Here is a 26,373-nt window from a genome sequence, read left to right on the forward strand (position 1 = left end):
GCTTACGCTTTCAATTAAGAAAGTCCCTTCAAGAAAATAGCGATTAAATAATAGATTTTGGTTTAGAAGTCATGGGTAACGTTGAAGAGATAAAACAACGGTATGTGAATGGTTTCCACATACCGTTATAGAGAACTTTATAACGGCTCTATGACTCTTGAGTGATCTGCTCAATATCAACTATTTTTGAACGGTTCATAACGATCTTCCAACGGTAGTAGGTTGGTTCGTTATCATGGTTGTTCTCTTTAATGATCAGGTTGAGAAGATGACGCTTTTCTACTGATTCGCGGCTCACTTGTCCTTCATTCAAGCGGTAGATCTTGTTTGAGCCTTTATCCATCAACCGTGTCAGCGCTCTTAGGCTGATCGATAACGTTTCACGAGTCTCCTCATAACCACTCATAAAGGTCGATGTCGACATCTCAGTATGAGAGCGGTAATGCAAGATTTGCTCTTCACGTTGTACCACACGCTTTTTACGGATCGACTGAATGCGATCTGCAAGCTTAGAAAAATTTGCGTAGTCCAACCATTCCAGTTTATGGCCTACTGACTTGTTGGTCGTTGGATCATAGTAACGACGCTTCCATTTTGGCTTGCCTTTACGCAGCCAGCGCCAAAGGATGTCTCTCAAGTCATCTTTAAAGATCTCACGCAGTGCGTAAATGAAAGACATTGCCACGATGAAAGAGGCGGTAATCTCACCAAGAAAGTCACGAGCCAAGATCACAGTAGTGGTCACGACAACCATCACCAAACCGGTCGCGATGCCTTTCACGGCACGCTTAACGTTCTTACCCATCGACGTTGTCTTTTCTTTAAGCACGATAGGGTGTTCAATCAAACGACGCAGCAAACGCATCTTGTTACTCAAGCGGGTAACGTCCTCTCGAACTCTTGCTGAGTTGTAGCGGTTCAGTTTACGGTGCGCGGTCTCTTTATCACAAAGCGTTAAGAGTCGTTCTTTAATCGTTGAATACTCACTACCTCGTGGCATGTGTGAAACGAGCGATAGGAACTTTTGCTCGGTATACCAAGATAGGTAGTTATCGATATTAGCGTAGTAGCGCTTGAGATTTTCTTCGTAAGGGATGCTTCGGCGTAGCTTCTTCAAGATATCTAAAGCCAATTCAATGACTTCATCTACTTCATCAGCCGTTACGTCGTCACTATCAGTTTTATTTAAGCTGCTGACTGCTTTATCTAACGCGATAACATATTGGTAGGCAAACAGACTCAAACTGACACGATACTGTGTTGTAGATAAGCGTCCACGTTTTGCCAAGCGACTGTGTACCAAAGGTAAAAGTGTTTTGTCACTATAGTAGGCACGTTTTTGAGTGATTGAGCTGTAGAAAAAGGCACTTTCAGAAAGCACTTCAGGAGTCAGTCCAAGTTCACCGGGAATGAATAGATAAACGTCCATGTCGAGCTTTTTGGTCTTAGCCATGGCATGGTTAATTTTAAGTGTTATCGCATCTTGTTTATCAACGGTGATCAACGATGTCTCCTAGAATGTAAAAATATGAATGAAACTAGCGAAAGCATATCAGAGATCACGTATAATCTCCGCCAAATTTAAAGTAGAGACAACCTTGATGATTAATATTGGTCAAATAAACAACTTAGAAGTAGTAAAACAAGCAGACTTCGGTGTATTCCTTGACGCGAGCGACTATGGAACCGTGTTGCTGCCGAAACGATTTACTCCTGAAGGTGTTGAAATTGGTCAAAAGCTAGATGTTTTCTTATACATAGATTCTGACAACCAGATCGCTGCAACGACTGAAAAACCAATAGCTCAAGTAGGCCAGTTTGGTTTGATGACGGTTGGAGGTGTTAACAGCACTGGTGCATTCATGAGCTGGGGCGTGAAAGGTAAAGACCTTCTTGTTCCTTTCAGCGAGCAGCGTGGCCGTTTAAACGAAGGTCAGTCAATCTTAGTATATGTGTATATCGATAAAGCATCGAGCCGTATCGTTGGTACAACGAAGTTCAACAAATGGTTAGACAACACGCCTGCGACTTATAAGCAAAATGAGCAAGTCGATCTCATTATCGCTGAGCGCAGCCAGTTAGGTTACAAAGCGATCGTGAACGGTGAACACTGGGGTATGATTTTCCCATCTGACATCATCGGTAAGCTGTTCATTGGTAAAACACTAAAAGGCTACATTAAAAACGTTCGTGAAGAAGACGGTAAGATTGATTTGTCTCTTCAGAAGGTTGGTGTGGCTAAGATGGATGACTTAAGCACTAAGGTTCTTGACCTGCTTGAGAAGAAAGGCGGTTACCTGCCTTTGAATGATAAGTCTTCTCCTGAAGTTATTTTCTCTGCATTCAGAACCAGCAAAGGTACGTTCAAGAAGACAATTGGTGGTCTATACAAATCTGGCAAGATCACTATCGACAAAGAAGGTATCAGCTTAGTTAAGTAAGCGGTCCTTTCGGTCAAAAAAAAGGTTCATCGCGGCTTTCCGGGGAAAGCCGCTTTTATCTTCAAGAAGAAGTAGTCGGTATCTCGATACCCATACCCCATTCGCTTGATTAGCTTTATCTTGTTGTTTATCCCTTCTAGGGTGCAGGTGTTTAGCGGATAACTTGCCGATGCGATAATACCGTGAAGATAAGGACTCAGTTTTCGTGCGAACTCTTTCAATGGCTTAATTCCACTCTCTTGTACTTGTGCCCACCAAGCCTCCCAGAGCCCTTTAGCATGTGCTTCTGATTCACAATACCAAAGCTCTTTGAGTTGTGCCCCGAGTATATAAGTGGTCATTAAGTCCTTATTGATATTCAATATTTCTGTAAGATAGCTGTCTTGCCGTGGATTTAAGTTGCCTCTATTTTTCAACAACACCCAGCGTGAGCGCTTGACCCATTGCCTCGCTTTTTTATCTTGCTTGAGTTTGTTGGCTTGGTCGACTCTGACTCTATCCATTACCTCACGACCGAACTTAGCAACAACATGGAATAAGTCGTAAACGATTTTTGCGTTCGGGCAGTGCGCTTGAACTTCAAGGTCAAAAGCCGTATTCATGTCCATCGCGACCGCTTCGATATTATTGCCATGCTTGCCTAACAGCTCGAAGAACGGTCGTATGTCCTTGCGGCTACGGCCTAACCCTATCCAAATGACTTGATGAGTCTTAGCGTCAGCAATGACCGTGGCATACCTATGCCCTTTAAAGATAGCGAACTCGTCCATGACGAGTTGCCTTAGCTCTTCCCATTTCACTGACGGCACCACTTGTCGAAGTCGGCGTTTATCTATCTCTTTAATGGTGTGCCAATGTACGCTCGTTAACTGGGAGATATGCTTAATGGGAAGAAGAGGCAGCAGTTGTTCTATATAACTTTTTAGGCGCTTCGTTATACGAGCATAAGGCTCTAACCAAGATAGAGACTCTGTTTTGATGCCGCAGTCACGACACTTAATTCTTCGTGTTTGAACGGAAAGTTCAACAGGAACACCGAGCAACATGGCTTCTTTCACATGACGCCATTGATACTCGTGGATAGCTTCGGCTTCAAGACCACAAAGGCACTTAGCCTCAGAGTTAGGTTTAAGAGTCAGGGTAATAAGTGATGCTGTCTGGTGAGACTTTACTATTTGAAAGCCTTCCCAGAATGAAGATAGGAAAGTATGATTCGGCATGAAAACGGTAGTTTGTGTATGATTTTTGTTTGGCGACTAAACCATATCACTTACTACCGTTTTTGTTTTTAGTTCCCGCTAATCCGCGATGAACCAAAAAAAAGCCCAAACCTTCCTGTTTGGGCTTAGGGGAAAGGGCTCCGAAGAGCCTACGCTAATCGTTTTAATCTTTTGACTGTTAGATTGAAGTCTAGTTTAGATTCTCTAAAGTGCAATTTTTCTTTTTGGAAATAGTGACTTGAATTGATATTTATATAATTAGCTGTTGATTTACAAGCGCTCGCACACTGACTTATATGGCCGATAGAATAGAAAAAGCCCAAACAATTAACGTTGTTTGGGCTTTTTGTTTATTAAGGTGTATTCAGTGCGAACGCTTTTAGAAAAGGTTCTTATCGCGCACGAGTTCGCGTGGTAAACCGTTCTTCACTCGGTTGCCAACCCACTTACCAAGGCCGATGATTGCACCATTGTACTTCACTAGTACTTCACCTTTTCCTGACAAGTTTTCAGGGCGAACATCGCGGCCCATGAACCATTCACGAGCATCTTCAATACTAAGCTCTACAACATTAGCTTCATTACCTGTTGCGAGCGTTGTCGCTACTTGGTGCTGCCAGCGGTAACCTTTTTTATGGGTTTCAGCGATCTTGATTCCCATGCGAGAAAAACGGAACTCACCGATCATCGGCTCTAGCGCTTCTGGGAATAGCCAAACGTCTTTGTCGCGAATCCAAACCTGAGTATCGCTTGGCAATTCGATATCGAGAGTACTCATTAGTTGTTCAGCGACTTCTTGCTGAGTTTTCTTTGATGCTTTTTCAAATGGGAATTTACCCATACGTTTTTTAACTTCTGGTGGAGTAACAGACGCTAGTTTACGGATACGTGCAACAAAGAAACCTTCAGAGTCATAGACCTGTGGGAAGATGTGAAGAAAGCCTTCTTCTGTCGTGGTTGCTTTTGCGTTGTCGAATAGTGATTCAAGAGATTCAAATTCAACCGCATCACCAAAGGTTTCTTTTAAGTGATGACACACTTGTTGGTTCTCTTCGGTGCTAAGCGTACACGTTGAGTAAACCAAAACACCATTAGGTTTAAGAGCATGGAATGCACTTTCAATCAGATCTTTTTGCGTGTCGGCAATATCGACCACAGATTGATACGTCCAGTTCTTCATCGCATCGGCGTCTTTACGAATGGTACCTTCGCCAGAGCAGGGTGCGTCTAGCAACACAGCATCAAACTGTTCTGGTAACCAACCACCAAAAACTCGACCGTCAAAGTTACTTAGAGCGGCATTACGAACGCCACAACGTTCGATGTTAGCGTGAAGGACTTTCACACGGCTTGCTGCATACTCATTGGCAACCAATACACCGCGATTATTCATTAGCGCAGCGATTTGCGTTGTTTTAGAGCCGGGTGCAGCCGCAGTGTCTAGCACCGCTTGGTAATCAGCTTCGCCTTGGAAAAGTGCCGAGGGTGGCATCATCGAGCTGGCTTCTTGGATGTAGAAAAGACCAGACATGTGTTCTGCCGTATTACCTAGTGGCGCTTCACTTTCGTCCGCTGTAATCCAAAAGCCCGTTTCACACCAAGGTACAGGTTCCAGTTCCCAGCCTTTCTCTTTTGCTCGTACTAGGAAGTCTTCAACACTGATTTTCAATGTGTTGATTCGAATACTTTTACGAAGTGGTTTTTGGCATGACGCAACAAAAGAAGCCATATCTAGATGACTAGGCATGATTGCTTCGATGTGCGTTAGGAATTCTTCAGGAATATATACGTTAGCGTGCAAAAGAGTATCTCGATTTATTGCATTAATGCGGGGAGTTTAAAGCAAAATGAGGCCGTCCTAAACCATATTTGCAGCAAACAACAAAAATGCAGCCTAATGGCTGCATTTTGATGAAGAATTAATCATCCAGAAACGTCAGAGAGTTCACTCTATGGACGAGGAATTGCGGTTCTCCATGATTTCCACTCATCTTCGGCTTGAGGATAGAGGTAGAAAGACTGATCTTCGCTTGCTACTGGTTGAAGTTCATTTGTCGGTGGCGTTGAGAATGTAATACCACCTCTTAACAAGCTGTCTACCGTTCCGGCTTTGATGTTTGCGCCTGACAGGCCGATAGAGACATCGACGCCCGACACGTTCCAGAACACGGTGTTTGCGCGGATTAGATACGCGTAGTCAGGTTCTATTTGAATCGTAGATATGATGCGATCAGCAAACTCGCCCAGCTGAACATCTATAACACTGCCAATTTCTAGTTCACGGAATAGGATAGGTGTACCTTCAGATACTGAGCCGCGCGTTTCGCTTTGCAGTTGGAATATCTTGCCTTCAGGCTGCACAGGTCCTTTGCTAAGCTCAAATTTCGTGTTTCTTTCACCTTTGCCCGGGTCTACGTTGATGTGTTTAGAGAGCAGCGCAGAGACGTTTTTGATGCCATTAAGGCCAATCTCAGGTTCTGCCAACCAGAAGTGACTGTTCGTCACGGCAATCTTGTCGACGTACTCAGGTAAAATACGCGCAGTAATTTCAATGCCGCCCTTGTTGAAGTTCGGAATCACCAAAGTAACCTCACCAACAGTGACACCTTGATATTTGATCGCCATGCCCTTGTTGACTTCTTGATCGCCAGAAGAGGTGATAGTAATCGCGCGGCCAAATTTTCGAGCAGATTTTGAATCTTTGTAAAGCTTCCACACGTCACCAAGTTTGTTGTCGATTCCCGGCAGAGAGTCAAAAGCAATACCGCCTTGGATAAGGGTTTTAACTGGTGCCGCTTTAATGCTGATACCCGATAGCGACGCATCAACCTCAACGCCTGATCGGTTCCAGAAAACAGTGTGCTTGTTGAGTAAGTGCGTGTAACGATTTTCGATTGTGACTTTGATTCTTACGCCACCGTCGGCAAGCTGAAAATCAGAAATACTACCCACTTGTAGGTTGCGGTAGAGGAGTGGACTGCCTTTAGAAATTGAAGGTAACTCACTGGCAAACAAAGAAAGTGTCTTTGAACCAGACTGATTAAACTTAGCAATTTCTGCTAACGACTTACTTTGGAAAAGTTGGTAGTCCGTTCGAGCTTCAGATTTACCTTCACTCACAAAGCTAATCGAGCCGGTAAGAAGCTGTTTTGCTGGTGGGACCGTAACACTCAAGCCTGATTCGGTTAGCTCTGCAGTCGCACTACCTGTCACAAAGAAACGGTTGTGGCTTTTGATAAGGTGCGCGTACTCATTATCGATAAGTGCATCCATGAAGACTTCGTGTTTATCAGAGCCCGTACCAACACCATCAACTAATCCCACATGGATGATAGAGCCAACGGCAATGCCTTTGTAGAGAAGTTGTGTACCGACATCTAACCCGAACGAATTGTTCGACGTTAAGCGAATCGCAACGGATTTCTCTTGTTCCTGACTGAATTCATTTTTGCGGATTGCAGTAAATCGACGCGCCTTTTCACCTTCACCCGGTACCAAGGTTAAAAAGTTACCTGTCACTAAATTGGCGATGTTTTTCATGCCAGTAAGCGACAGTTCAGCCTCTTCTAGAACGAATTTACTGCCGCTGTTTAAAAAGTCACTGAATGCCGGTTGGATAGCGGCAGATGCAACGACGTTTTCACGCCCTTCACTTAGCGATAAATCAGTGATTTGACCGATTTCAATGCCGCGATACATGATCGGAGCACCCGTTGCACTGATTTTATTATCATCGGGAACGGCAATCTTGATAGAGATACCTCGACCCGCTGTTTTCAGATCTGGGTAGAGTTTGAACTTAGTATTCATCTCAACCGGTTGGCCTTCTCCTGGAGAGTCGACCGCAATTGAACCGCCAAGCAATGCACTTAGGCTCTCTAAGCGAACATCAACACCAGAAAAGCCAATACTGGCACCTAAGCCACTGACATTCCAAAAACGGCTTTGGTCGGTAATGATATGGCTGTATTCATCTTTAATCGACGCTTGAATCGTAACGGATTTCGCGTTGTCGTTTAACTGGTAGTTGTAAACCTCACCAATTGGGATTTTACGATAAACGATTTGAGAGCCAACAGACACACCACCCAGATCTTTGGTCGTCAGTGAAATATTCAAACCTTCAGAAGCCAGCAAATCAGAAGGAGACGACTCTAAAGCCTGAAAAACGGTTTCTGGCTCTTCTTTAGTTTCGCTAGGGTGTATAGCGATATAGTTACCTGAAACAAGTGCATCTAACCCAGAGATACCAGACAAACTGGCCGTTGGCTTTACGAGCCAAAAACGTGTGCCTTTTGATAGTAGTTTCTTCGCTTCTGGGTAGATGTCAGCATCGACATAGATGCTCGATAGATCTTTGGATAAGGTGATGTCGCGCACCATACCCACCTCTAAGCCTTGGTAACGAATCGTTGTTCGACCTGCGACTAAACCTGCGGCATCTGAAAAGTATATCTGAACACGTTGGCCTGCATCGTGGATCGATTTCATGACCAACCAACCGGCTAATGCGACGGTTAATATCGGCAGAATCCACAAAGGTGAGATGCCTTTGTTTTTCCTTACTTCTGGTGAATATGACGTTTGTGATTGGTTATCGTTGTTCATTCACTGACTCATCTTTAGAGGTGTAGTTATCCCAAATTAGCCTAGGATCTAAGCTTTCCGCTGCTAGCATCGTGAGAACAACCACGACGCCAAAAGCGACTGCACCATAACCTGGTGTAAAGTTTAAAATTTGTCCGCGGTCGACCAAGGTCATCATGATCGAAATAACGAATAGATCCATAACCGACCATTTTCCCACCCATTTCACGATGAAATAGATGGTCATACGTTGTCTGTGGTAAATCGTACGCTTCATCTTGATACAGATTAAGATGTACGCGAGGCCCAGTATTTTCGCGACGGGAACGACGATACTGGCAATGAAAATGATCGCTGCAATGCCATACATATCGCTATTTATTAGCGACGCGACACCGGAAATTATTGTGTCTTCTAGCCTTTGTCCGTTGGTGATAAGGATAGAAATCGGAATGACGTTGGCTGGCACAATAGCCACTGATGCGGCAAACAACAGTGCCCATGTCTTCTGTATAGAGTAGGGCTTGCGGTGGTATAAGTCATGGTGACAACGCACGCAAGTATGCCCATCCGGTTGAGATAGGTGGCAGTTGTGACAGTGTACGTTCTTACTTTCAGTAAATGAGTAGTCAGATTCTTTTGTCCAAGCTTCCCAGTAGCGACGCACGCTGATGCGGCTTACCAACAATACACTGAAAAGCTGCAGAAGAATGAGGCCAACCAATCCAGGGCCGACAAAAATATCTGAGTAATCTTGCAGTTTGAAACATGAGACCGCCAAACTTACCAGAAACACATCCAACATCATCCAATGTTTTAATGTCTGGATGATGGCTAACGCATACCTAAATGGTGTAAAAAATTTGAATCGCAATGATAAATGGGTAATGAGTACCGAGCTACATACAAGCAACGGAGCGATCGAACTGCAGAACAGAATCAGCAAACCAAGCAAAGGGAAACCTTCGCCCATTAAGGTAAAGACGCCGGATGGTAAAGTCGCGGGTATCATGACACCAATCAAGCGAATACTGATGAATTCGAAAAAGTGCGATGGGATAAATAGCAATAAACAAGTGACAGCGATTGCTAGGTTTCCAGACAGGCTAGGGGTGCCTCCTCTATAAAGCTGAGTGCCACACCTTGGGCAGTAAGCGGATTTCCCTAAAGGGATGTCCATTTTATCAACGGGGAGTTCGCAGCCCTGACAAAGGCGCACTGAGCTACTATCGCATTGATGCTGAGTTGATAAAGGGTTGGTGGGGAATGGGGAGGTCACGCGACCTCCCAAGTTGAAACGTCAGTTAGGCTCGATGCCCGACTTAAATGCTTAGGACTACAAACATCAGGCGTGCGATTGCACACTGCCGTAGAGTGTTTGATAAAGTCCTTGTTGTTCAACCAATTCACCATGTGTTCCCGTTTGTGTTACTTGCCCATCTTCTAAAACATAGATTAGATCGGCCTGTTTCACCGCTGATAATCGATGAGCCACTATCAAAGTTGTGCGATCTTTCAAAAACTCGCTCAACGCTTTATGCAGTGCTGACTCTGTTGCTGTATCGAGTGCAGATGTCGCTTCATCAAGAATAACAAACTTAGGATTGCTCAGCACCATACGAGCTATTGCTAAGCGTTGTCGTTGACCGCCAGACAGTCGGACGCCATTCCTACCAATCTGTGTATCTAAGCCATTGCTGAGTTGCTTGATGACATCTTGCATTTGAGAGACTTCAAGCGCACGCCACAACGACATTTCATCGTATTCAGCACCAAGGGTCAGATTATGCCTCAATGTATCGTTAAAGAGTATAGGTTGTTGTAAAACAACGGCAATTTGATTACGTATTACATCAAAGCTGATGTCGTCGGTTGTTTCACCGTTATAGCGAATGCAACCTGAGTCCGCTTGGTAAACCCCAATTAGCAACTGGATTAAGGTAGATTTACCACCACCACTCGCACCCACCAAAGCGACTTTCTTACCTGCAGGGATGTGTAGTGATAGCCTATTTAAAACAGTGTTTTCTAATGTGTAAGAGAATGTAACGTCTTCGATGTCGACTGTCACTTCTTGATCTTCATAAAACGGGTTTACTTTGCTAATCGGGCGCTTCTCTTCTTCTAATTGAAGTAGATCGTTGATGCGTTGCAGTGCCGCTTTTGCACTATACCAAGAGAATTGAATCCCTAGCAGCTCTTGAACCGGGCCCAACATGAACCATAAGTAACCAAATACCGCAAAAATCTGACCAATGGTTAAGTCACTGAATAGAACCATTAGCATAGCGACAGCGCGGAAAAGCTCGAAACCCAACAAGAAGAGGAGAAACGAAACGCGGCCAGCAGCTTCAGATTGCCAAGCGTATTTGCCGGCATCGATTCTTACTTGGTTTGCTTGAATCTTAAGCTCATCGAGAAAAATGCGTTCTTTATTCGCTGCACGCAGTTGGTAAATACCATCTAAGGTTTCCACCAAGCGATTCTGAAAACGTTCGAAAGATTGGTTCTCGTACTTTTTAAGGTGCTTAACCTTGCTGCCTAGTTTACGAGAGAAATAAATAACAACAGGATTGACCAGTAGAATGAACAATCCTAAACGCCACTCTAACCACAACAGCACGATCGCTGTCCCGAACACGGTCAGGAAGCTGATGATAAATTTAGAAAGAGTCGAGCCAATGAACTTATCTATTGTCTCTATGTCTGTTATTAGGTGAGCATTAATACCGCCACTGCCTTTGGTTTCGTATTGTCTAATGCTAATGCGACCAAGCTTATCTATCATCTTGCTGCGCATTTGATAGGTAATTGTTTTGGACACAAGCGTAAACTGACGCCCTTGCAGAATGTTCAACGCTTGGCTAACGGAGCGCATGATAATCACTAACAACAAAGTTAGTGCTATATAGCCAGTCGGTGTTTGTAATGAAGATGGAAGTAGGTGGTTCATCATCTCTAAGCCTGAAGCGGGCTTATCGAGTAATACTTCATCAACCATTAATGGCATGAGCAACGGGATAGGGACACTAATGAGAGTTGCAAATATGGCAATAATGTTAGCAAACAGTAATTTGGACTTGTGTTTTTTTACTTGAGTTATTAACCAAGAACGGCTAATAGTGTCTTCTGAATTGTTCATTGTAATGAGAATAAGTCCTATTTAGTTTGATGGCCGCATTCTACTGCGTTCTCTTGATAATGGAAGTCTCAATTTAATTGGAAGTTAATATGAAAATAGAACATTACCAACGCTTAACCAAACAAGCCGTTGCATTAATTGAATCAGAAACCGATCTAACTGCTAATCTTGCTAATATCAGTTCATTATTATTCATGGAATTGGATGACTTGAATTGGGCGGGTTTCTATTTAATGAAGCAGGACCAAGCTAAGGAAAAAGACGAACTTGTACTGGGTCCTTTCCAAGGTCAACCTGCTTGTGTGCGAATTCCGGTAGGGCGTGGAGTGTGTGGAACTGCGGTTGCGTCGAATACAGTTCAGCGCATTCATGATGTTCATGAGTTCGAAGGTCACATCGCTTGTGACGCTGCAAGTAACTCAGAAATCGTTATTCCGTTCTCGATTGGCGGAAAAATAGCGGGTGTTCTTGATATCGATAGCCCAAATGTTGGCCGTTTTTCTCAAATTGACGAGGACGGATTGACATTTTTCATGGCAGAAGTGGAAAAGCTGCTTAATTCGCACGCGAACAAGGCATAAATTATTCTCTTACTGTGGTTTTTCCCAAGCATCTCTCTATAATACGTAAAAATATTTTCTTAATGCTCGCGGAAAACCGCAAAAACCAGGAACCCACATGGAAAACACTGAAAAGTTAAAAAACAGCAAAGAAGTTATCGCATATATTGCTGAATGTTTCCCTAAATGCTTTACTCTAGAAGGTGAAGCGAAGCCACTTAAAATTGGTATTTTTCAAGATCTTGCTGAACGTCTAAATGAAGACGAAAAAGTAAGTAAGACTCAGCTTCGTGCAGCGTTAAGACAGTACACATCATCATGGCGTTACCTGCACGGCGTAAAAGCTGGCGCAGAACGTGTTGACCTAGACGGCAACGCGTGTGGCACACTAGAAGAAGAGCACGTTGAACACGCTAAAGCTACACTTGCAGAAAGCAAAGCGAAAGTTCAGGCTCGTCGTAAAGAACAAGCACAAAAAGCTCGTGAAGAAGGCAAAGCGAAACCTAAGGCGAAGAAAGCTCAACAGCCTCGTCGTGAAGCGCCTAAAGCACCAAAAGTAGAAAAGCCTGTAGAAACACGCGCTTTGAATGCTGACGAATTCATCGCTGGCAAAGAAGTAAATGTGAACATGGGTAAAGGAAACATGGCTGCGACCATTGTTGAAATCAATAAGGAAGATGTGCGTGTTCAGTTAGCAAACGGCCTACAAATGGTTGTTAAAGCGGAGCACTTGCGCGCTTAAAGGAGATACTCCTACGCATGAAATGCCGTTCAAAATTGACACTGATTGCTGCTAGCTTTTGGCTAGCAGCTTCAGCTCAGGCTCTTGAAGCCAAATTAGATCAGGACGATTTACCTCTACTCGCTCCTGGGGTCCAACACGAAACTGCTAGTAAACGTGTTACTTCTCGATTTACTCGTTCTCACTATAAACACTTCAATCTTAACGATGATTTCTCTCAAGCTATCTTTAATCGTTACTTAGAGATGCTGGATTATAATCGTAATATCTTCACTCAAGCTGATATTGACTCTTTCTCTGCGTCATCTAAACAAATTGATGATCAGCTGAAATCGGGCAATAACCAGATTGCATTCGATGTTTATAATCTGTCTATGCAGAAGCGTTTTGAACGTTTTCAATATGCATTGTCTTTGCTAGATACAGAGATTAAGTTTGATACCGATGAAAGTATTGAGCTCAATCGTAGTGAAGCTGAGTGGCCAAAAGATATCGCTGAAGTGAATGAGCTTTGGAGAAAACGCGTTAAATATGATGCGTTGAATCTAAAACTTACTGGTAAAGAGTGGCCAGAGATTCAAGAAGTTTTGGAAAAGCGTTACAACAATGCGATGAAGCGTATTACGCAATCGCATAATGAAGATGCTTTCCAGATCTACATGAACGCATTTGCGCGTGAAGTTGATCCGCACACCAGTTACCTTTCTCCAAGAAATGCAGAACAATTCCAATCTGAGATGAACCTATCTCTAGAAGGTATTGGTGCTGTGCTTCAGATGACAGACGACTACACCGTTATTCGCTCTTTAGTTGCTGGTGGCCCTGCGTCAAACAGCAAACAATTGAGTGATGGAGACCGCATTGTTGGTGTTGGTCAAGATGGCGAAGAAATTGTTGATGTTATCGGCTGGCGTTTAGACGATGTAGTACAACTTATTAAAGGCCCTAAAGGGACCAAAGTTAAGCTACAGATCTTGCCAGATGGTAAAGATGCAAAAAGTCACGTTGTCACAATTGTTCGCGATAAGATTCGTTTAGAAGACCGCGCTGTTAAATCAGAAGTGATCGAGAAAGACGGCAAGAAAATTGGTGTATTAGAAGTACCAAGTTTCTACGTTGGCCTTTCTAAAGATACCGATAAACTGATCACCGAGCTTAAAGAGCAAGGTGTTGAAGGTATTATTGTTGACCTCCGAAACAACGGTGGTGGTGCACTGACTGAAGCAACTGAACTCTCTGGTTTGTTTATCAAAGAAGGACCTGTTGTTCAGGTTCGTGATAGCTACGGTCGTGTCAAAGTGAACAGCGATACTGATGGTCAAATCAGTTACCAAGGCCCGTTAACGGTATTGGTGAATCGCTACAGTGCTTCAGCGTCTGAAATCTTTGCAGCAGCGATGCAAGATTATGGCCGTGCAATTATCTTGGGTGAAAACTCTTTCGGTAAAGGTACGGTGCAACAGCATCGCTCTTTGAATCATATTTATGATTTGTTCGATAAAGAGTTAGGCTACGTTCAATACACAATCCAAAAATTCTACCGAATCAATGGTGGTAGTACGCAAAACAAGGGTGTAGTACCTGATATTGCTTACCCAACGCCAATTGATCCTGCAGATACTGGTGAAAGTGTTGAAGACAACGCTCTTCCTTGGGACAGCATCGACAAAGCGAAGTACTCAGTGTTACAGCGTAACGATGAGCAGATCGCAGCGTTGACGGCTAAACACGAAGCTCGTATCGCAACAGACATGGAATTTGGCTTTATCGCGCAAGATATTGAAAAATATAAGGCAGATAAAGACGACAATGACCTTTCTCTGAATGAAAAGGTTCGTCAACAAGAGAGTGATGATGCGGATGCGCTTCGTCTAGAGCGTATTAACCAACGTCAAAAAGCCGCTAAGTTAGAGGCATTTAAAACGTTGGATGATATTCCAAAAGACTACGAAGCCCCGGATGCTTATCTTGATGAATCAGTTGCTATCATGCTGGATATGATCAAGAAATAAACAAAATACCTGTTATAAGGTGATTGTTTAAAGACGTACTATTTGAAAAGCGAGCTTAGGCTCGCTTTTTTTGTACCTGTGTTCTTGCCTCGAATAATGTCATGTTAACGGCATGCTTCCTCGCTTTTTAACTTGCTGCAGAACCACTGTTATTTGATTTTCGGCTGTGAAGTACACTGTAAAAATAACTAAACTTAAGTATTATTTTTCGAGTGATAATGACATTTAAGTTACTTCGCACTTAAAATTTAGTGACTTAGATCATATTTTTTCGCTTTCTATTCATTACGTGCCTAAGCTTAAAGAAAACGAGGGGACGCTTATGAAATGGATTCTACTATTTTTATCTTGTTTAAGTTTTGTGGCTTTTGGGAGCGAGGTCGCTTCGAGTAGCCAACAATCAAAAAGTGATAGTAATCTATCTCATTTTGACCTTCCTTTGCTGCTTGGTGATTGGTATTTGATGAATCCTGATCCTGAGCAAGGCACTGAAAACTTTAGAGCGATCAAGCTCACTCTTGATTCAAACTACTCATTCACTATCGATATCCAAAAGAAAGACTACAGTGTCGATCATTGGGAAGGTTTGTATAACGCCAATGAAGACACGATTATTTTGGGTTTGAATACCTCAGAACCTCAGGTTTACGCGTACAGCAGTAATCACAACATGCTGAATCTTAACGGTGTTATGTTCACCAAGGCCTTGCCAAATGCATTGGCGGGAATCTGGTCCAGTGCCCAACTGTCTGGAAGCGATCTACGTGCGAGTAACATTCAAAAAATGGATTTAGTCCTTCAGCCGGACTTTATATTCATGTTCCGAGTATCAGATGAAGAAGGTGGTGAAGTCATTCGTCGCGGGGTGTATTACACAGAAGGCGATCAACTAGTGTTACTTTATGAGAACGGTGAACACGGCACTCGATATACACTGAACAGCGATGTGTTAACGCTGCAAGGTGAAGAGGGAGATATGTTTGCGGTACTCAATCGCATTCGATAATCGTGAGTTTTAGCAGTAACGGCGTACTCGTTGATAATATTGTGCACAGTTCATTTCTTAGGCGTTCCTGTCTGATTTGATTGATAAAATAGCAAAACATGGAGGCATTTTCTTACAATGCCTCCTTTTTTTAATATTCCCCTTGTTTTATTGGCGCTCAACCTTTAGATATATACAGTTAAAAAATAATTACGTATAACGATCAAAAGGAACCCGTCATGGCACATACACCTCAAGCCAAGTATCGTAAAGATTATCAATCACCATCTCACACGATTTCTGAAATCGATCTTACTTTCGATTTGTACGACTCAGCATCCATTGTTACGGCTGTTTCTAGTGTTAAGCAGGAGAAAGACAGCACGACATTAGTACTTGATGGTGAAGGCTTGAAGTTGGTTTCTGTTTTGGTAGAAGGTAAAGAGTGGACTCAATATGAACAGTCTGAAACTCAACTTACGCTGAATGACCTTCCAAAAGAATTTACTCTAACCATCGTTACCGAAGTTAACCCTGAAGGGAACAGTGCACTTGAAGGCTTGTACAAGTCGGGTGGCGCGTTCTGTACTCAATGTGAAGCTGAAGGTTTCCGCCGTATCACTTACTACATGGATCGCCCAGATGTGTTGGCGAAATTCACTACAACGGTAATTGCAGACAAAGCAGAGAACCCATTCTTATTAAGTAATGGTAACCGTGTAGATGAAGGTGAAGGTGAAAACGGTCGTCATTGGGTGAAGTGGCAAGACCCACATCCAAAACCAGCGTACTTGTTTGCTTTAGTAGCGGGTGACTTTGATGTACTTCGTGACGCATACACTACACAATCGGGTCGTAAAGTTGACCTAGAAATCTTTGTTGATAAAGGCAATCTAGACCGTGCGAGCCACGCGATGGTTTCTTTGATTAACTCAATGAAGTGGGACGAAGAACGTTTCAATCTTGAATACGACTTAGACATCTACATGATCGTAGCCGTTGATTTCTTCAACATGGGTGCGATGGAAAACAAAGGCTTGAACGTATTCAATTCGAAGTTCGTTCTAGCAAACGACCAAACTGCAACGGATACAGATTACCTAGGTATTGAAGCAGTAATCGGCCATGAATATTTCCACAACTGGACAGGTAACCGAGTGACGTGTCGCGATTGGTTCCAGCTGAGCTTGAAAGAAGGCTTAACCGTATTCCGCGATCAAGAGTTCTCATCTGATCTTGGCTCTCGCGCAGTAAACCGAATCAACAATGTTCGTATTATTCGCGGGCCACAATTCGCTGAAGACGCAAGTCCGATGTCTCACCCAATTCGTCCAGAAAAAGTGATAGAAATGAATAACTTCTACACATTGACTGTGTACGAAAAGGGCAGTGAAGTGATCCGAATGATCCACACATTGTTGGGTGAAGACGGTTTCCAAAAAGGCATGACGCTTTACTTCGAACGTCACGATGGTACGGCTGCAACATGTGAAGACTTCGTCGCGGCAATGGAAGATGCGTCGGGCATCGACCTATCTCAGTTCCGTTTATGGTACAGCCAATCTGGTACGCCGACGCTGTCTGTTGAAAGTAAGTACGACGCAGAGAAGAAACAGTACACGTTAACAACTCGCCAAGTAACAGCGCCAACTCATGAGCAAACGGAAAAGCAGGCTCTGCATATTCCTCTTGATATCGAGCTGTACACAGCTGCGGGTGAAGTTGTTGAGTTACAATGTAACGGTAAGCCAGTTCATAATGTATTAGATGTGAAAGAAGCAGAGCAAACGTTCGTGTTTGAAAACGTTTCTGAGCAACCGATCCCATCATTACTTCGTGAATTTTCTGCGCCAGTGAAATTGGAATATGACTACTCAGATGAAGAACTGATCTTCTTGATGGTGAATGCTCGCAATGAATTCTCTCGTTGGGATGCGGGTCAAATGCTATTAGCGAAGTACATCCGCAGTAACGTGGAGAAAGTTCAGCAGGGTCAAGCGTTTGAGCTTTCTGATTCTGTTGTTGATGCATTCCGTGGCGTACTGCTGAGTGATTCACTAGAGCCTGCGTTTATTGCAGAAATGCTTTCTCTACCAAGCCACAATGAAGTATCGGGTTGGTACGAGCGCGTTGATATTGATGCGGTCGCATCGGTTCTTAACTCAATGAAAGTCACACTAGCTGCAGAACTTGAAGACGAGTTAGCGGCGGTTTATCACAGCCACGCACTAACAGAATACACGGTCGATCACGATTCGATTGGTAAGCGTACTCTACGTAAAGTTTGCCTAAGTTACTTAGCACATACAGAGCAGGGTAATGACTTGGTTGTTGCGATGTACCAGCAAGCAAACAACATGACAGATACGATGGCAGCAATGGGCGCGGCAAACAGTGCACAACTACCATGTCGTGAAACCTTGATGGTGGATTACAGTGACAAGTGGAAACACGATGGTCTTGTTATGGATAAGTGGTTTGCATTGCAAGGTACAAACCCAAGTTCAAACGCACTTGAAGTGATCAAAGCGTCGATGTCGCACCAGGCGTTCAGTTTGAAGAACCCGAACCGTACCCGTAACTTGGTCGGTTCATTCTTAAACATGAACCCGGTTCAATTCCACGACAAGTCTGGTCAAGGCTATGCATTTGCAGGCGAGATCTTACGTGAACTGAACAGCAGCAACCCGCAAGTGGCTTCACGTCTGATTGATCCACTTCTTAAATTCCGTAAGTACGACGATGAACGCCAAGCTCTGATCAAAAAAGAACTAGAGACGTTAAAGAACATGGACAACCTAGCAAAAGACTTGTTTGAGAAAGTGACGAAAGCACTAGAGGCTTAAGTCAGCGCGCATTCAGGTAACTGTTTGCTAATAAGCGGTTTACTAATAAACTGTTTGCTACAACGAAAGGTCATCAGTGGTAGAGAATATCTGCCACTGATTTTTTGTTTCTGGTTCATCGAATTTTCGATAAGCTAGAGCAGCTTCAAGTTCAGTTTCACTGTCAGACATCTAAAAGTGCCAAAAAACACTGGCACTGTATATTTATACAGGTATCGTATGAATCGCTATATTTTCCAACTTAACATCTCATATCAGCAGTTTTTGGCCAGCTATTCTGGTACGGCAAGTAAAGTTCAAGTGATAACAACAACAGGTTTACGCTTACAGTTACCTGCAACTCGATTCAGACCATTTCTTACACAAATAGGGGTTAGAGGGCAGTTTAGGCTGACAACTGACCAAAAAAATAAGTTTATTAAGTTAGAAGCTCTGTAAACCTTGGCATGCCTAGTGAGTTAAAAGGAATCTTAATCACATAATCAAACATTTCAGCTCTTACCACCTCCAAAACAATTAACTATTTTTCAATAATGCTTTTACAATAAATGAATGCATTACCTTTGCTTAACTCGTTAGTAGAAAAGCGCTCAACGGCACGTTTCAAACACCAGATTAAGTGATCCCCCTAATAATAAAATATAATTCTAATTGTGGAGTGTGACTATGACCGCACGTGAAACTGTGGTTCCAGTTTTACTTGAAAAAGTTTACAAGCTGATTCAAGACAAACTTGACCTTGCTCATCGACCTCTCGTAACTCAACTTGCTCAACACTTGTTTAGTAACGTTTCTCACGACGATCTGACTCAGAGAAACGAATCCGATTTATATGGTGCTGTAGTTAGCTTATGGCATCACATCAATGAAAAGAAAGCCGACGAAATCTCTGTACGCGTTTTCAACCCGACGGTAAGTCGTCAAGGCTGGCAGTCTACTCACACTATCGTTGAGATAGTCGTTCCAGACAGCCCATTCCTTGTTGATTCCGTAAAAATGGCACTTACTCGCCTAGACCTTTCTTCTCACCTTATGCTTCATAACCCAACACAAATCTCTCGCTCAGATAAGGGCAGTGTTGTCGGTGTAAGCAATAACGAAGGTGCATTCCAATCGCTTTTCCATATTGAGGTTGACCGTCTTAGCAGTAAAGCTGAAATGACAGCTCTTAAAACGGAGCTACTGGATATCTTTACCGATACTAGCTTAGTTGTGAACGATTGGTTGAAGATGGTAGAACGACTTGAAGAAGTAACCAATCAAGTAGAAAAGCAGAAAGAGAGCATTCCTGTAGATGGCCAACGTTTTGATGAAACGTTGGCGTTTCTTCGTTGGTTAGGTGAACACAACTTTACATTCATGGGTTATAAGGAATATGACCTAGTTTCAGTTAACGGCGACACTGAACTGCAACCGACCAAGGAGCAAGGCCTTGGTTTGTTTGCGAACTCAGATCGTGTACGTAACGTTAAGCTATCTGAGTTTTCTGATTCGGCACGTCTTGAAGCGAAAAAGCCTTATGTGCTTATCGTAACCAAGGGCAACACGGCTTCACGCATTCACCGCCCAGCTTACAACGATTACATTGGTATTAAGAAGTTCGATAAGAACGGTAAGGTCATTGGTGAGCACCGTTTTACTGGTCTTTACACATCTGCCGTTTATAACCAAACCGTTGAAACGATTCCTCTTGTTCGCGAGAAAGTAGAACGTATTTTGGATGCGAGTGGTTACCGTGAAGGTTCATACTCTTACAAAGCGCTGCACAACATTCTTGAAAACTACCCACGTGATGAACTGCTGCAAGCTCGAGAAGAAGAGCTACTAGAAGTCGGTACGGGCGTAGTACAAATGCAAGATCGCGATCTCCTGCGTTTGTTTGTTCGCAAAGACCCGTTTGGTCGTTTCTTTAGCTGCATGGTTTACGTAACAAAAGATCGTTACAACACTGAGCTTCGTCGCCAAACACAGCGCATCTTGAAACAGTACTTTGGTTGTGAAGAAGAGGTTGAATTTACAACGTACTTCTCTGAAAGCCCGCTAGCAAGAACGCACTATATTGTTCGTGTTGATAACAACAACATGGATGTGGACGTGAAAACAATTGAGCAAAATTTAATGGAAGTATCGTCTACGTGGGATGACCGTCTGTCTGAATCTATCATTGCAAACTTCGGTGAAAGCAAAGGTCTTCCATTGTCGAAAGAGTACATGCGTGCATTCCCACGTTCGTACAAAGAAGACATGATGCCAGGTTCTGCTGTTGCCGACATTGAACGTTTAGAAGCGCTAAGTGAAGACAACAAACTGGGTATGCTTTTCTACCGTCCTCAAGAAGAAGCGGCAGATTCAAAAGCCGTTCGTTTGAAGTTGTTCTACCACAGCGATGAGCCAATTCACCTTTCTGATGTTATGCCAATGCTTGAAAACTTTGGCCTACGCGTTATCGGTGAATCTCCATATGAAGTGCGTAAAACCAACGGTGTGACCTATTGGATCCTTGATTTCTCTATGCTGCACAAGAGCGATAAGACCATTGATCTTCGTGAAGCTCGCGATCTTTTCCAACAAGCCTTTGCGGCAATCTGGGCGGGTGAGTTAGACAGCGATGGTTTCAACCGCTTAGTACTTGGCGCTGGTCTTTCTGGCCGTGAAATCTCAATCTTACGTGCTTATGCTCGTTACATGCGTCAAGTTGGTTTCCCATTCAGCCAACAATACATTGAAGACACATTGTCTCATTACCCAGAATTAGCGAAAGGGCTAGTGAGCCTATTCGGCAAGCGTTTTGACCCGAAACTGAAGGGCAGCGTAAAAGGCCAACAAGATCTTATTAAGAAGATCACTGAACAGTTGGATCATGTAGAAAGCTTGGATGATGATCGTATCATTCGTCGCTACATGGAAATGATCACTGCAACGCTTCGTACTAACTACTACCAAGTAGACGAGAATAAGCAGTCTAAACCTTGGTTGGCTCTGAAAATGAGACCAAGCGAGATTCCAGATATCCCTGCGCCGGTTCCTGCGTTTGAGATCTTCGTTTACGCACCAGACATTGAAGGTGTGCATTTACGTGGCGGTAAAGTAGCACGCGGTGGTTTACGTTGGTCAGACCGTCAAGAGGACTTCCGTACTGAGATTCTAGGCCTAGTTAAAGCGCAACAAGTTAAGAACACGGTTATCGTACCGGTTGGTGCTAAAGGTGGTTTCGTTTGTAAGCGTCAACACATGATGTCTGGCCGAGACGAGATCTTTGCTGAAGGTCAACGTTGTTACAAGCGCTTCATCCGTGCATTGCTAGACGTTTCAGACAACATCATTGAAGGTGAGGTTATCCCACCTAAGAGCGTTGTTCGTCACGATGAAGATGACCCATACTTGGTTGTTGCAGCCGATAAAGGCACCGCGACATTCTCAGATCTAGCGAACTCAGTAGCTGAAGAGTACAACTTCTGGCTAGGTGATGCGTTTGCATCGGGTGGCTCTAACGGTTACGACCACAAAGCCATGGGTATCACGGCGAAAGGTGGCTGGGAATCGGTTAAACGTCACTTCCGCGAAATGGGTATTAACTGTCAAAGCACAGACTTCACTGCCATTGGTGTGGGTGATATGGCGGGTGACGTATTTGGTAACGGTATGCTGCTATCTAAGCACATTCGCTTGCAAGCTGCGTTTAACCACATGCACATCTTCATTGACCCGAATCCAGAATCAGCATCAAGCTGGGTAGAGCGTGACCGTCTGTTTAATCTGCCTCGTTCAAGTTGGGAAGATTACAATAAAGACCTGATTTCTCAAGGTGGTGGCATCTTCTCTCGCCGAGCGAAGTCTATCTCTTTGACACCTGAAATTCAGAAAATGCTGGGTACCAAGAAAGCATCAATGGCACCAAACGACTTGATCAAAGCGATCTTGTCTATGAAAGTTGATCTACTTTGGAACGGCGGTATTGGTACTTACGTTAAGTCTTCTAGTGAGACTCATACCGATGTGGGTGACCGTGCAAATGACGTGCTACGTATCGATGGCCGTGACCTGAAAGCTAAGGTTGTTGGTGAAGGCGGTAACTTGGGTATGACTCAATTGGGTCGTATTGAATACGCTCTAACGGGCGGTCGAGTTAATACTGACTTTGTCGATAACGTTGGTGGTGTAGATTGCTCGGATAACGAAGTTAACATTAAGATCTTCTTGAATGGCTTGGTGTCTAATGGTGATCTTACCGTTAAGCAACGTAACCAAGTTCTTGAATCTATGGAAGATGAAGTAGGTGAAATCGTACTAGACGACGCTTACTGCCAAGCTGAGTCTATCTCTGTTACTGAGCATCAAGGTGTAGGCTTAGTGAAAGAGCAAATCCGCTTTATCCACACAATGGAAAAAGCCGGGTACTTAGACCGTGGTTTGGAATACATCCCAGATGACGAAACGCTGCTAGAACGTGAGAAGCAGGGCCAAGCACTAACAAGACCAGAGCTATCAGTATTGATCGCTTACGGTAAAATGGTACTAAAAGAAGATCTTGTGAGTGATGACATTGCGAATGATGAGTTCCATGCTCAACAACTGATGCAATACTTCCCAACAGAGTTACGCCGTAACTACTCTCAGCACATGGATAACCATCCACTTCGTGCAGAGATCATTGCGACTGCGCTTGCTAACCAAATGGTTAACGAGATGGGCTGTAACTTCGTGACTCGCTTGCAAGAAGAGACGGGCGCGAACATTGTTGATATTGCGAATGCTTACGCGGCATCACGTGAAATCTACGGCCTGGGTAAGGTATTGAAGAGCATCCGTGAACTGGACAACATCTCAAGTTCTGAAGCTCAATACGAATTGCTTTACCATGTACGTCGTACGCTTCGTCGTCTAGCACGCTGGTTGCTAAGAAACCGTACCGGTAAACAGTCAGTGAATGCATTGATTGAGCTTTACCAAGGTGATGTCGTCGCAATTACTGAGAAGCTGGATGAAAACCTAGTGGCTTCAGAAGTAGAAGAGCATCAAGCAATGGCTCAAGTATGGATTGACCAAGGTGTAAACGCTGAGCTGGCTAATTCAGTGGCTCGTTTGTCTAGCCTGTACTCAGCACTGGATATATCTACAGTGGCTCGTGAAACAGGTAAAACAGTACAGCAAGCGTCTAAGCTTTACTTCAACCTAGGCGACCGTTTGTCACTGCACTGGTTCTTGAAGCAAATCAATGGCCAAGCTATAGACAACAACTGGCAAGCACTGGCGCGTGCAGCATTCAGAGAAGATCTGGATTGGCAGCAACGCCAGTTAACTGGTCAAGTACTTAACTGTGGTTGTGCTTCAGATATCGATGTGATTAAAGCGCTTGATGACTGGATGGAAAGTAACTCTGTTTCTCTACATCGTTGGGAAAGCATCCTAAACGAATTCAAAGTAGGTTCTGTTCATGAGTTTGCTAAGTTCTCAGTAGCACTGCGTGAATTGATGCTGTTGAATCTAAACTGCATGTCAAAAGACTAGTTACTAGATAAGACGAAAAAGTATAAGGGCAGGCCAAAAGGTCTGCCTTTTTCGTTTCGGTAAAGTGGAAACAATAGGCCTAACGACTTTTGAAGAACAAACTTCGACGCAAACGTTGTTTGTTGTTAAGTGACCTGATGGCTGTACTAAGGTTGAGATTAGAAATGGCTTAATAACTTGAAGAAACGATAACGTTTGCTTAATAATGAACCTCATTCGTTAGCAAACTTGATTATCTTACCCTTACAGACAGTAATAGATTGAATAGTTGGGTAAATAAGTAAATAATAGCGCCCCGTTTACACGGGGCTTTTTTCTATCGGAGGCACAATGCTTTACCGTCTAGCCAGAACTGGCTTTTTCCAACTTGATGCCGAAAAGGCACATGATCTTGCAATTCAAAATTTCAAGCGCTTCACAGGCACACCTATTGATCTTTTGTATCGCCAACAATTACCTCACCGACCTGTAGAGTGCATGGGTCTTACTTTTAAAAACCCAGTTGGCCTTGCTGCTGGCCTAGATAAAAACGGCGAATGTATTGATGCATTTGGCGCAATGGGTTTTGGTTTCGTAGAAGTAGGAACAGTGACTCCACGTCCGCAAGCGGGTAACGACAAACCTCGTTTATTCCGTCTTGTTGAAGCTGAAGGTATCATCAACCGCATGGGTTTTAACAACCTAGGCGTCGATAACCTTGTTGAGAATGTTAAGAAGTCGAACTACGATGGCATCTTAGGCATTAACATTGGTAAGAATAAAGACACACCAATTGAAAAGGGCGCTGAAGATTACTTGATCTGTATGGAGAAGGTATATCAATACGCTGGTTACATTGCTGTGAACATCTCTTCACCAAACACTCCAGGACTTCGTTCTCTACAATACGGCGAAGCTCTAGACGATCTATTGTCTGAACTTAAAACGAAACAATCTGAACTGGAAGAGAAGCATGGTAAATATGTTCCTCTTGCTCTTAAGATTGCTCCGGATCTAAGCGACGACGAAATTCGCCAAATTTGTGAATCATTGATCAAAAATAAGATCGATGGTGTGATCGCAACAAACACAACATTGGATCGTTCAATCGTTGAAGGTATGAAACATTGTGATGAAGCGGGTGGCCTAAGTGGACGTCCTGTTCAATCTCGTAGTACTGAAGTAGTTCGTAAACTTCACGAAGAGCTGGGTGACAAACTGCCGATCATTGGAGTAGGTGGTGTTGACTCGTATGTTGCTGCAAAAGAGAAAATGATGGCAGGCGCTAAGCTTGTACAAGTTTACTCTGGTTTCATTTACAAAGGTCCAGGCCTTGTAGGTGACATCGTTAAAAATCTTTAAACGGCAAGACGCTTTTATTTCTGAAAAGCGACAATCTGGCATCGTCTTAATAAAAGAGACACTGTAACTCACTGAGTTGTAGAGAAAAGCGACAAGAAAGAGGAATTCATTTCCTCTTTTTTTTTGCCTATTGCTCAGTAAAATTACTGTAATTGAAGGTAATTTTGCGTTTTACCTAATGGAATGGTTCAACAGTGTGAGACGAAATGATGCTTAAACCTAGCGATACATGGAGTTGGTATTACGATGAGCAGCAATGTTCATTAATGCTAAACCTCGGAGAGGATATGATTTTCAAAACGAATCTGGTCCGCAATAAGCTGGTGGACTGCGCGTTTCGAGATAATGAATTCACCGTTGATGACGCATCTTCATACCAAACCTTCAAAGAACAAATTTCTGGCTTAGAACTGTCTGAGCCTCGTCAAGCTGAATTAGCACTCTATTGTGTGGCAGCAAAGCGTTTCCATAAGCCTGTACAGCCTAAGAGTTGGTTCTTCGACTCACAAGGTACTGGCCATGAATATCCTCAAGAAGGGGATATTGTACAAATGAATAACGAGCATAGCTTAGGGTATTTCATTGTATTAGAAGTGGGAGAGTGTGCGAGCCTATGTGCATTTGTTGACCTAGAAGAGTTCCTGTTAACGCCTTCAAAAGGACTGCGATTTGGAGACTCAATCAAGGTGATGCACGATAGAATGGTAGACGCGAACGCTATCCTTCATCAGACACACATAGCGATGGTAGGTTAACCTCTAATCTAGCACATCATTTCAACCACGCATCGCAGCACACAAACGTATAAACCTTCCTCAGAATCGGCTCATTAGCCGATTTTTTTGTGCCTAAAAAACCTCATCCTGATAAATACATCACGGCTTAACCATTTAAATAGTGAACTTACGACTATTTTTTCACCTTAATTTCTGCCCGTTTTCATCGCCAGAAGAGTAAATCTACCGTCTTTATTCCCTGTTTTTGGTCTT

General features: G+C 43.4%; 16 protein-coding genes. 10 read left to right on the forward strand and 6 right to left on the reverse strand.

The window, feature by feature from the left end:
* Positions 1 to 148: 148 nt before the first annotated feature.
* Positions 149 to 1,504, reverse strand: a complete 1,356-nt coding sequence (locus tag A136_RS19150) for a hypothetical protein (protein WP_017063834.1) — start codon at positions 1,502 to 1,504, stop codon at positions 149 to 151.
* Between the two features lie 28 nt (positions 1,505 to 1,532).
* Here A136_RS19150 and A136_RS19155 point away from each other — a divergent pair, with 28 nt between their 5' ends.
* Positions 1,533 to 2,441 (forward strand): CvfB family protein, encoded by a 909-nt coding sequence (locus A136_RS19155; protein WP_017063835.1) that lies wholly within the window; start codon positions 1,533 to 1,535, stop codon positions 2,439 to 2,441.
* A gap of 26 nt (positions 2,442 to 2,467) precedes the next feature.
* Here A136_RS19155 and A136_RS19160 read toward each other — a convergent pair whose 3' ends face one another.
* From A136_RS19160 to A136_RS19180, 5 genes are all read right to left on the reverse strand, one after another.
* A complete protein-coding gene (locus A136_RS19160; protein WP_017063708.1) occupies positions 2,468 to 3,661 on the reverse strand; it encodes an ISL3 family transposase in 1,194 nt (397 codons plus the stop codon).
* A gap of 379 nt (positions 3,662 to 4,040) precedes the next feature.
* A complete protein-coding gene (gene rsmF, locus A136_RS19165) occupies positions 4,041 to 5,462 on the reverse strand; it encodes a 16S rRNA (cytosine(1407)-C(5))-methyltransferase RsmF (RefSeq protein WP_017063836.1) in 1,422 nt (473 codons plus the stop codon).
* Between the two features lie 149 nt (positions 5,463 to 5,611).
* Positions 5,612 to 8,269: an MlaD family protein gene (locus A136_RS19170; protein WP_017063837.1), complete on the reverse strand. Its 2,658-nt coding sequence runs from the start codon at positions 8,267 to 8,269 to the stop codon at positions 5,612 to 5,614.
* Entirely contained in the window at positions 8,256 to 9,539 is a 1,284-nt protein-coding gene (locus A136_RS19175; protein WP_029235164.1) for a paraquat-inducible protein A, read from the reverse strand. The genes A136_RS19170 and A136_RS19175 overlap by 14 nt, the downstream gene beginning before the upstream one ends.
* 54 nt (positions 9,540 to 9,593) lie before the next feature.
* Positions 9,594 to 11,390: an ABC transporter ATP-binding protein gene (locus A136_RS19180; protein WP_017063840.1), complete on the reverse strand. Its 1,797-nt coding sequence runs from the start codon at positions 11,388 to 11,390 to the stop codon at positions 9,594 to 9,596.
* Between the two features lie 89 nt (positions 11,391 to 11,479).
* Between A136_RS19180 and A136_RS19185 the strand changes: the two genes are divergently transcribed.
* From A136_RS19185 to A136_RS19220, 9 genes are all read left to right on the forward strand, one after another.
* Complete coding sequence (locus A136_RS19185) at positions 11,480 to 11,971, forward strand: GAF domain-containing protein (protein WP_017063841.1); 492 nt, start codon at positions 11,480 to 11,482, stop codon at positions 11,969 to 11,971.
* Positions 11,972 to 12,068: 97 nt separating this feature from the next.
* Positions 12,069 to 12,692 carry an RNA chaperone ProQ gene (gene proQ / locus A136_RS19190; RefSeq protein ID WP_017063842.1) on the forward strand — a complete coding sequence of 208 codons (624 nt, stop codon included), beginning with the start codon at positions 12,069 to 12,071 and terminating at the stop codon, positions 12,690 to 12,692.
* Between the two features lie 17 nt (positions 12,693 to 12,709).
* Positions 12,710 to 14,704, forward strand: a complete 1,995-nt coding sequence (gene prc, locus A136_RS19195; protein WP_017063843.1) for a carboxy terminal-processing peptidase — start codon at positions 12,710 to 12,712, stop codon at positions 14,702 to 14,704.
* Between the two features lie 322 nt (positions 14,705 to 15,026).
* On the forward strand, positions 15,027 to 15,710 hold the full coding sequence (locus tag A136_RS19200; protein ID WP_017059686.1) for a hypothetical protein: 684 nt from the start codon (positions 15,027 to 15,029) through the stop codon (positions 15,708 to 15,710).
* 218 nt (positions 15,711 to 15,928) lie between these two features.
* Positions 15,929 to 18,535, forward strand: coding sequence for an aminopeptidase N (pepN, locus tag A136_RS19205; protein WP_017063844.1), 2,607 nt, complete (start codon positions 15,929 to 15,931; stop codon positions 18,533 to 18,535).
* Between the two features lie 219 nt (positions 18,536 to 18,754).
* Positions 18,755 to 18,973, forward strand: a complete 219-nt coding sequence (locus A136_RS22410; protein ID WP_081325156.1) for a DUF2835 domain-containing protein — start codon at positions 18,755 to 18,757, stop codon at positions 18,971 to 18,973.
* Between the two features lie 228 nt (positions 18,974 to 19,201).
* On the forward strand, positions 19,202 to 24,043 hold the full coding sequence (locus A136_RS19210) for an NAD-glutamate dehydrogenase (RefSeq protein ID WP_017063846.1): 4,842 nt from the start codon (positions 19,202 to 19,204) through the stop codon (positions 24,041 to 24,043).
* 330 nt (positions 24,044 to 24,373) lie between these two features.
* Positions 24,374 to 25,384, forward strand: a complete 1,011-nt coding sequence (gene pyrD, locus A136_RS19215; RefSeq protein WP_017063847.1) for a quinone-dependent dihydroorotate dehydrogenase — start codon at positions 24,374 to 24,376, stop codon at positions 25,382 to 25,384.
* Between the two features lie 206 nt (positions 25,385 to 25,590).
* On the forward strand, positions 25,591 to 26,139 hold the full coding sequence (locus A136_RS19220; RefSeq protein ID WP_017063848.1) for a cell division protein ZapC: 549 nt from the start codon (positions 25,591 to 25,593) through the stop codon (positions 26,137 to 26,139).
* The last annotated feature ends 234 nt before the right edge of the window (positions 26,140 to 26,373 follow it).

This window comes from Vibrio crassostreae 9ZC13, assembly GCF_000272045.2.
Classification (GTDB): domain Bacteria; phylum Pseudomonadota; class Gammaproteobacteria; order Enterobacterales; family Vibrionaceae; genus Vibrio; species Vibrio crassostreae_C.